Below are 6,604 nucleotides of genomic sequence, written 5' to 3'. Positions count from 1 at the left end.
CTTGTTGTGCGCAGGAAAAATAATTCAAGGTAAGGCGCTCGATTGAGCAATAGCTGGCTATTGGGATTGAGAGCAACACAGCCTTGAGCTATTTTAACTAGTACAAGTGAGCAATAACTTAATGGGACTGGTATAACTCAGCCAAAAGCACTGATGTTTTACGAACCTGTATCGAACAGTAGTTGATTAACTCGATATAAGTAATGCACTTATTACTCCTACGTATGGAATGATTTATAATAAACAAGTTATTTTACAGTCGTGTTAGCCAGAACAAATTATGAGAGGAGCTGCCAATGATTAATTGGACAACTTGGGAGGAATTTAAATCTTCGCAAAAAGAAATTGAGTTGCCTGCGGGCACTGTTGTGCATATTCCAGTCACAATCCGTTACATTGATGCCGGTCAGGACTTCAAAGGTACGATTCTTTTGATGCATGGAATACCAACATGGGGGTATCTATATCACGCTGTTATCCCTCTGCTTGTACAAGCAGGGTATCGAGTTATTGCACCTGACTTTTTAGGGCATGGTTGGTCTGATCGCCGTGACCGCTTTGATCGTTCTTTTCAAGTTCAGGCTCGTATGATTATTGCACTGTTAGACAGGCTTCAATTGGATGCAGTGGACGTAGTAGGCCACGACACAGGAGGAGCCGTTGCACTCATTTTGGCAATAGAGCATCAAACACGAGTAAACCGACTTGTGATTACAAATTCTGTTTGTTACGACCGATTTGATGATGACATGCTCGATTTTGGTCATCCAATGAGGTGGAACTCTCGCCCTATAGCTGATCTAGTAGAAGCGTTGGAAGAAAGTCTCGTCGCAGGTCTGTCAAATCGTCAGCAACTAACCCCAGAGTTTAGATCAGGGATCATAGCCCCATGGGCTAGTGAAGAAGGAAAGTTGAGTTTGCTGCGCAATGCATCCGCACTTAACCCCAACCAGACTATGGCTTTGATTGATCGACATAATAGTATCCGTGCTCCTACTATGATTCTTTGGGGCGTGGATGACCCATGGCAAAAGTCAGAGGATGGTAGACAACTATCGAATGAAATTCCGGGAGCATTATTTAAGCCACTTATTGGCACTTCGCATTGGGTACCACAGGATGCGCCCAAGGAGTTCACGGCCGCACTAGTCGAATTTTTGGCCAACGTAACCAACAAAAAAATCTAGTCAATGTAATAAACTGTATTCATGATTTTATAGGTTAACTTGTTGTAAAAAACTTTAACGTCAAAATGATATGTTCTCAATTAAAATATATATAAATAAACAGCCCAAGCTTATTTTAAATTCTACACACAAGATAAGCTTTCCTACCTTCAATTTCTTAATCAACTACTTAGGTGATATCCCATGAGATAATCAAGAATAAAATAAATGAGCTTTCAACTAGAGTGATAATTATACCAATCCCATTAAGTTATTGCTCACTTGTACTAGTTAAAATAGCTCAAGGCTGTGTTGCTCTCACTCCCAATAGCCAGCTATTGCTCAATCGAGCGCCTTACCTTAAATTATTTTTCCTGCGCACAACAAGATCACAAACTTAATGGTACTGGTATAACTAGAAATATTACTATGGTTAAAATAGCGGTGGTTTTGGGCCATCGAAGGGCTGGCTTAATCTTGACTGATGCCACTGATAATAAAGATACTCCGGCTATTTTTCATGGTGATTTTAGCGCCAATTGTGGGGTTTTATTGCTAGTTTATTTTATTTTCCCTAGATATAGTCAGTTAAATAATCTAGAGTGATGACTTTAAAGTTAATGAGATATAATTTGTTGTTTTTTAATCGTTTTAAATTTTTCATTAGCTTTCTTTTGATTATTATCATTTCAACTTATAGTAATGCCCAGCCTTCCGAACTGACTAATGAATACTCTGTTGATATGTTAACCGAAGAGGATGGTTTCGTCTCTTCTAAAATATATTCTATTATTCAAGATAATCAAGGTTTGCTTTGGTTTGGCACTGCCGAAAATGGCATTATGCGCTATGATGGCCGAAAGGTAACCCTCTTTGAATTTGATAGTATGAGTTCAAACGGTTTGACCCATAATGATGCTGGAAATCTTATGTTAGACCGTCAGGGAAGAATATGGGTTGGCACTTGGGGAGGAGGTGCTAATCTTTATGAACCAGAAACAGGACGTTTTCAGCATTTTATTCATGATCCTTTGCGCATTGACTCTCTCTCATCTAACCGAATACAATCTTTATTTCATGACCAAGAAGGCTCAATTTGGTTAGGCTCATATGACAATGGTTTAAATCGATATCTTGGTGTTAACAGCTTTGAGCATATTGATGATAAAGCATCAGGTTTATCACATAATAGAATCTGGGATATTGAAGACAACGATAGTGATAGCCTTTGGATTGCCACTAGCTTTGGCTTAAATCTATATAATAAAAACAAGAAAACCTTTGCTCATTTTTTCCCTGCTCCAGATAATCGCACGCCTACCGGCGCAAACCAAATCAGAAGTATTTTAAAGACTTCAAAAAATAAGCTTTATATCGGTACACAACAAGGTTCATTTACCTTTGATAAAAAAACAGGTCTTTTTACATCATTAAAAACCCTTAATGATGAATATCTAGGGCAAGTGAATTCTATGATTGAGGATCAGGAAGGCCACATTTGGTTTGTCTCCACTAAAGGCTTGTTTCGACAATCAAACTCAGGCTCTCAAATTGATAAATTTAACCTTGAGCATAATCATGGTCTGAGAATAGTTTTTGAAGATAGCTCAAGCACAATATGGGTTACTAGCGAAACTCACGGTATATATAAAATAATACCAAACCGAAAATTCAAATCCATTAATAGTCCTGCACTGACAGTGCCAAATGGCATTACAGTTGATGCTAATGGTGATTTATTAATTGTATCTTCATTATCTCAATTATATAAGTGGCACGTAACATCACAAAAACTAGAGATATTATCTGAGCCAATTTTTAGTGATGAAAATGGTTTTGGAGGAAATCAGTTATTAGAAAAACCTATCATATTTCCAAATGGTCAGAATATGTTATGGGTTGCACAAGATGATGCCTTAGCTAAATTCAATTTAAAAACTAAGCAAGTTGAGTTATTAGAATACCCTAAGTCCGATCCAAACTATAAGGAGTTTAGGGAGTTACGAGCGCTTAATACCGATCAATATAGGAACCTTTGGATCGGTACTTATAAAAATGGTGTTTATCGCTACAATCCTTTGACTAAAAAATTTACTCACTTAGATGATTCTTTCGGGTTATCTCATCCAGAAGTGTTAGAAATATTTAAAGACAGCGAACAAAATATTTGGGTTGGTACTGGAAATGGTTTGAACCTTTGGCAGGAAGCCAACCAACGATTTATTTCATTTACAAGTAATAATAAAGCAGCGAGCTTATTGGGTAACATCGTTCAAGATATTCATCAAGCTAGGAATGGAGAAATCTGGATTGCCACTCAAAAAGGACTGAACTTGTATCTCCCTAAAACAAAAAGCTTTAAAGCTTTTGGCAGAAAAAACGGCTTACCTACTTCTTTGATCCGTGGGATCGCCGATGATAAGAATGGTAACTTGTGGCTAACGACAAATAAAGGAATTTCAAAGCTAAACCCATTGTCAGGAGAAGTAACTAACTTTGACAGTTATAATGGCTTATTAGGCTTAAACTACTATGCTAATAGCTTAATAAGAGCTGGGAATGAGACACTTTTCACTAGTAGTCCAAGAGGAATTGAATTTTTCAATACTGCAAATGTTGAAACAAATAATAGCGAGTTCAATGTTGTTTTAACTGGGTTTAATAAGATGGGTAAGTCAGTAAAACTTGCACAGCCTTATTCTTATGTCACTGATATTAAATTGTCTTATGTTGACTACTTTTTTTCATTTGAATTCTCAGTATTAGATTTTATTTCTCCTCGTAAGAATCAATATGCTTATAAGCTAGAAGGGTATGATGATAATTGGATTGATATTGGTAACCAAAATGTTGTTTCTTTTACTAATTTAGATGGTGGCTCATATAAATTTTTAGTTAAAGCGACGAACAGCAGTGGTAAATGGGGAGAAAAATTACTGTCAATTAATTTGTCTGTATCGCCACCTCTATGGAAAACTTGGTGGGCATATAGCTTGTATGTGTTAGTCGCTATCATGATTATATTTACTGTTATTTATTTTAGAACACGTTTACAACAGACAGAAATAGCAAGGCAAAAGCAATTTGTTTTAACCCTTGAAGAGCAAGTTGCACAGAAAACAATCTCATTAAACAGCCAAGCTAGTGACTTAATGGAAGCAAATAAGCAATTGGAAGTACTTACCTATCAAGATGGGTTAACTGGGTTATATAATCGCCGTTATTTTGATAAAAAACTGGCCATAGAAATAAACAGACATGACCGTCAAAAGCAATCATTGTCTCTTATTCTTGGCGACATTGACCACTTTAAACTGTTTAATGATTTTTATGGTCATCAGCAAGGTGATAGTTGCCTAAAACAAGTGGCTCAATGTATTTGTACCAGCGTAGCGCGAATGACAGATGCAAATTGTCGTTACGGTGGTGAGGAGTTCGCTATTATCCTACCCGATACATCAATAAAACAATCGACTATTATTGCTGAGCGTTTATGTTTGGCGATAGAAAACATGAAAATCCCTCATGAAAAATCTGAAACTAGCGCATTTGTCACTTTAACTTTAGGGCTTGTGACTATCTCACCAGAGCAAAATACAACGATTGATTCCATTGTGTTGTCTGCAGACAAGGCATTATATCTTGGCAAATCAAAGGGGAGAAATAGGGTTGCAAGAATTGGTGAGTAAATAATGCCGTAACTGTAGACTATTTAGCTAGAGACCTAGTATGGCCTAAATTACTCGTATGCATTGACCCTATAGAAAAATGATAAAATGTATAAGCGAAACGTCAGCTTTAAGATCAAAGTGACTACTTTGGGTGGTTATACCAATCCCATTAAGTTATTGCTCACTTGTACTAGTTAAAATAGCTCAAGGCTGTGTTGCTCTCAATCCCAATAGCCAGCTATTGCTCAATCGAGCGCCTTACCTTGAGTTATTTTTCCTGCGCACAACAAGATCACAAACTTAATGGAACTGGTATTACATCATTTCGATAGCAATCGCAGTGGCTTCACCACCACCGATACATAATGAAGCAATACCTTTATTTAAGCCTCTGTTCTTCAAGGCATGGATTAATGTCACCATAATACGTGCGCCACTTGCGCCTAACGGGTGACCTAATGCACAAGCACCGCCGTTAACATTAACTTTTTCAACGTCTAAGTCTAAGGCTTTAATGCCTAGCATAGTGACCATAGCAAAGGCTTCGTTGATTTCAAACAAGTCAACATCGGCTGCTGTCCAGTTAGCTTTAGCCAGTAATTTTTGCATTGCACCTACGGGCGCAACGGTAAATTCTGCTGGCTTTTGAGAGTGCGTAGCGTGAGCAACAATCTTACACAACGGCGTTAAGCCACGTTTTTGTGCTACTGATAACTTCATCATCACTAATGCCGCCGCACCATCAGAAATAGAGCTTGAGTTAGCCGCGGTAATGGTCCCGTCTTTTTTAAAGGCGGGACGTAAGCTAGGAATTTTATCTGGACGAGCATTACCGGGTTGTTCATCAGTTTCAAACACTGAGTCACCGCGGCGAGATTTAATCGTTACTGGCGATATTTCATTAACAAATGCGCCATCGGCAATAGCAGCATTAGCACGTGCTAATGAACGAATAGCATAAGCGTCCATATCTTCGCGAGTAAAAGCAGATTCATCCGCCGTTTTTTGGGCGAAACAACCCATGGCAATACCGTCGTAGGCATTTTCTAAACCATCGGTCATCATATGATCAAGTATTTGACCTTGACCCATTTTAATTCCAGTTCTGCCTTTAGGTAATAAATGTGGTGCGTTTGTCATGCTTTCCATGCCACCAGCAACCGCAACATCAATAGAGCCAGCTAATAGGGCGTCATGTGCTTGCATGGCCGCTTTCATACCTGAGCCACAAACTTTATTAATAGTGGTACAGGCTGTTGATAACGCTAAATCAGCTTCTAAAGCAGCTTGTCTTGCTGGTGCTTGTTTTAAGCCCGCAGGTAATACACAACCCATGATCACTTCATCAACTTGATCATGAGACAAATTAGCAGCCGCCATAGCACCACGAATAGCAGTTGCCCCTAAAGTGGTAGCACTCACTGCTGATAAACCACCCATAAAACCACCCATAGGGGTACGTTTTGCAGCAACGATGACGATTGGATCTTGAGTAGACATAGGGTTCTCCGATAAAGTGTTGTTTGACATTTGTTTGACATTTGTTTGAGATTTTTTGTTAGGTAATTATTTTCAATAATCGATTAGCATTAAAGATTAGGTTAACGTAAATTCAGTTTTACACAAACGTAAATTTTATACATTGTTAATATAGCAACGCTAATATTTGTAAAATTCACCCTCATTATTTAAAGCAAAGTTATACGCTCAATTATGCTCTCTAAGTGACCATTGATTTAAATCGCGCACGACTATTATCTATCATGC

General features: G+C 38.1%; 3 protein-coding genes. 2 read left to right on the top strand and 1 reads right to left on the bottom strand.

Features of this window, described 5'->3' with window-relative positions; all coding sequences use genetic code 11:
* Positions 1–296 precede the first annotated feature (296 nt).
* Positions 297–1,187 carry an alpha/beta fold hydrolase gene (locus ESZ39_RS13665; protein WP_146880458.1) on the top strand — a complete coding sequence of 297 codons (891 nt, stop codon included), beginning with the start codon at positions 297–299 and terminating at the stop codon, positions 1,185–1,187.
* A gap of 599 nt (positions 1,188–1,786) precedes the next feature.
* Positions 1,787–4,855 (top strand): ligand-binding sensor domain-containing diguanylate cyclase, encoded by a 3,069-nt coding sequence (locus tag ESZ39_RS13660; RefSeq protein WP_146880460.1) that lies wholly within the window; start codon positions 1,787–1,789, stop codon positions 4,853–4,855.
* 297 nt (positions 4,856–5,152) lie between these two features.
* Here the strand turns inward: ESZ39_RS13660 and ESZ39_RS13655 are convergent, their stop codons facing one another.
* Positions 5,153–6,337 (bottom strand): acetyl-CoA C-acyltransferase, encoded by a 1,185-nt coding sequence (locus ESZ39_RS13655; protein WP_146880457.1) that lies wholly within the window; start codon positions 6,335–6,337, stop codon positions 5,153–5,155.
* Between the last annotated feature and the right edge of the window lie 267 nt (positions 6,338–6,604).

The sequence above is a fragment of the Colwellia sp. C1TZA3 genome (genome assembly GCF_007954265.1).
Lineage (GTDB): Bacteria > Pseudomonadota > Gammaproteobacteria > Enterobacterales > Alteromonadaceae > Cognaticolwellia.
This window is presented reverse-complemented; position numbering and strand designations above follow the sequence as displayed.

Excerpts from the sequence above, each read along its gene's own strand:
- ESZ39_RS13665 (WP_146880458.1), top strand. The coding sequence starts at position 297 with ATGATTAATTGGACAACTTGGGAGGAATTTAAATCTTCGCAAAAAGAA.
- ESZ39_RS13655 (WP_146880457.1), bottom strand. The coding sequence starts at position 6,337 with ATGTCTACTCAAGATCCAATCGTCATCGTTGCTGCAAAACGTACCCCT.
- ESZ39_RS13660 (WP_146880460.1), top strand. The coding sequence starts at position 1,787 with ATGAGATATAATTTGTTGTTTTTTAATCGTTTTAAATTTTTCATTAGC.